Here is a 3,146-nt window from a genome sequence, read left to right on the forward strand (position 1 = left end):
TGGCGGCAGGAGGCGATGAAGGACGTGGTAGCCTGCGATAAGCCTCGGGGAGCTGGCAAACAAGCTTCGATCCGGGGATGTCCGAATGGGGAAACCCACCTGGCACAAGCCAGGTATCACCCGCTGAATCCATAGGCGTGGTGAAGCGAACCCGGGGAACTGAAACATCTAAGTACCCGGAGGAAAAGAAATCAACCGAGATTCCCTCAGTAGCGGCGAGCGAACGGGGAACAGCCCATAAGCGCTCGGGAGGCTAGCCGAACGGTCTGGAAAGTCCGGCCATAGCGGGTGACAGCCCCGTAGGCGAAAGCAGTCCGTGCGTGAAATCGAGTAGGGCGGGACACGTGTTATCCTGTCTGAATATGGGGGGACCATCCTCCAAGGCTAAATACTCCCTGCCGACCGATAGTGAACCAGTACCGTGAGGGAAAGGCGAAAAGAACCCCGGAGAGGGGAGTGAAATAGAACCTGAAACCGTGTGCGTACAAGCAGTCGGAGCCCGCAAGGGTGACGGCGTACCTTTTGTATAATGGGTCAGCGACTTACTCTCAGTGGCAAGGTTAACCGTTTAGGGAAGCCGTAGGGAAACCGAGTCTTAACCGGCGCATCAGTCGCTGGGAGTAGACCCGAAACCGGGCGATCTACCCATGGCCAGGGTGAAGGCGGGGTAAAACCCGCTGGAGGCCCGAACCCACTAACGTTGAAAAGTTAGGGGATGAGCTGTGGGTCGGAGTGAAAGGCTAAACAAGCCCGGAGATAGCTGGTTCTCCCCGAAAGCTATTTAGGTAGCGCCTCGTGTCTCACTCCCGGGGGTAGAGCACTGTTTCGGCTAGGGGGCCTTCCGAGGCTTACCAAACCGATGCAAACTCCGAATACCGGGAAGTGCAATCACGGGAGACAGACGGCGGGTGATAACGTTCGTCGTCAAGAGGGAAACAACCCAGACCGCCAGCTAAGGTCCCCAAATCACGGCTAAGTGGCAAACGATGTGGGAAGGCAGAGACAGCCAGGAGGTTGGCTTAGAAGCAGCCACCCTTTAAAGAAAGCGTAATAGCTCACTGGTCAAGTCGGCCTGCGCGGAAGATTCAACGGGGCTGAAGTCGTGTACCGAAGCTGCGGACGCAAGCTTGCTTGCGTGGTAGGGGAGCGTTCCGTATGCCGCTGAAGGCGGACCTGTGAGGGCCGCTGGAGGTATCGGAAGTGCGAATGCTGACATGAGTAACGATAATGCGGGTGAAAAACCCGCACGCCGAAAGCCCAAGGTTTCCTGCGCAACGCTAATCGGCGCAGGGTTAGTCGGCCCCTAAGGCGAGGGCGAAAGCCGTAGTCGATGGGAAACAGGTTAATACTCCTGTACCGCAGTCTGCTGCGATGGGGGGACGAAGAAGGCTAGGTGAGCCGGGGAATGGTTGTCCCGGTTCAAGCGTGTAGGCGGTTCGCTTAGGCAAATCCGGGCGAACAACGCCGAGACGCGACAACGAGCGCCCACGGGCGCGAAGTCACTGATGCCACGCTTCCTGGAAAAGCCTCTAAGCTTCAGGCAGATTGCGACCGTACCGCAAACCAACACAGGTAGGCAGGGTGAGAATCCCAAGGCGCTTGAGAGAACTCGGGTGAAGGAACTAGGCAAAATGGCACCGTAACTTCGGGAGAAGGTGCGCCCGTAGTAAGTGAATCCCCTCGCGGGAGGAGCTGAGGCGGGCCGCAGTGACCAGGGGGCTGCGACTGTTTACTAAAAACACAGCACTCTGCTAACTCGCAAGAGGATGTATAGGGTGTGACGCCTGCCCGGTGCCGGAAGGTTAAGTGATGGGGTTAGCCCTTCGGGGCGAAGCTCTTGATCGAAGCCCCGGTAAACGGCGGCCGTAACTATAACGGTCCTAAGGTAGCGAAATTCCTTGTCGGGTAAGTTCCGACCTGCACGAATGGCGTAACGATGGCCCCACTGTCTCCACCCGAGACTCAGTGAAATTGAAATCGCAGTTAAGATGCTGCGTTCCCGCGGCAAGACGGAAAGACCCCGTGAACCTTTACTACAGCTTCACACTGGACTTCGAGTATGCTTGTGCAGGATAGGTGGGAGGCTTCGAAACCGGGACGCCAGTCCGGGTGGAGCCATCCTTGAGATACCACCCTTGCATGCTTGAGGTTCTAACCTAGGCCCGTCATCCGGGTCAGGGACAGTGTGTGGTGGGTAGTTTGACTGGGGCGGTCTCCTCCCAAAGAGTAACGGAGGAGCGCGAAGGTACCCTCAGCGCGGTCGGAAATCGCGCCGTGAGTGTAAAGGCACAAGGGTGCCTGACTGCGAGGCCGACAAGCCGAGCAGGGGCGAAAGCCGGCCTTAGTGATCCGGTGGTTCTGTATGGAAGGGCCATCGCTCAACGGATAAAAGGTACTCCGGGGATAACAGGCTGATTCCTCCCAAGAGTCCACATCGACGGAGGAGTTTGGCACCTCGATGTCGGCTCATCACATCCTGGGGCTGTAGCAGGTCCCAAGGGTATGGCTGTTCGCCATTTAAAGTGGTACGCGAGCTGGGTTTAGAACGTCGTGAGACAGTTCGGTCCCTATCTGCCGTGGGCGTCGGAGATTTGAGGGGAGTTGCTCCTAGTACGAGAGGACCGGAGTGAACGTACCTCTGGTGTTCCGGTTGTCACGCCAGTGGCACTGCCGGGTAGCTACGTACGGAAGGGATAACCGCTGAAAGCATCTAAGCGGGAAGCCCACCCCAAGATGAGATCTCCCCGAGGGCTCGACCCTCCTGAAGGGCCGTGGAAGACCACCACGTTGATAGGCTGGGTGTGGAAGCGCAGTAATGTGTGAAGCTAACCAGTACTAATTGCCCGTGCGGCTTGGCCATATAACACCCAAGCAGTCTGACAACAATGCGCGCATGCCCATCATCGCGCCGCGACTTCCCGATTCACGAAGGTGAGCGCTCGCCCCAACGCGAGACGATCACCCAACCGGCTCGCCTGGCGACCATAGCGAGTGGGAACCACCCGAACCCATCCCGAACTCGGAAGTGAAACCACTCAGCGCCGATGATAGTGCCGCCTCGCTGTGGTGCGAAAGTAGGTCATCGCCAGGCTCTTACTACCTAAACCCCCTGCGGTACAAAACCGCAGGGGGTTTTTTCATTCCAC

The 3,146-nt window shown here is 57.8% G+C and carries 2 rRNA genes (1 of these 2 cut by a window edge); both read left to right on the forward strand.

The annotated features are described in order from the left end of the window. Positions 1–2,860 (forward strand): 23S ribosomal RNA (locus tag ACPEES_RS22715) (it extends 33 nt beyond the left edge of the window). A 114-nt stretch (positions 2,861–2,974) separates the two neighbouring features. After that, positions 2,975–3,091: ribosomal RNA gene (gene rrf / locus ACPEES_RS22720) — 5S ribosomal RNA — on the forward strand. Positions 3,092–3,146 lie beyond the last annotated feature (55 nt).

It is taken from the genome of Arhodomonas sp. AD133 (assembly GCF_051195215.1).
Taxonomy (GTDB): domain Bacteria; phylum Pseudomonadota; class Gammaproteobacteria; order Nitrococcales; family Nitrococcaceae; genus Arhodomonas.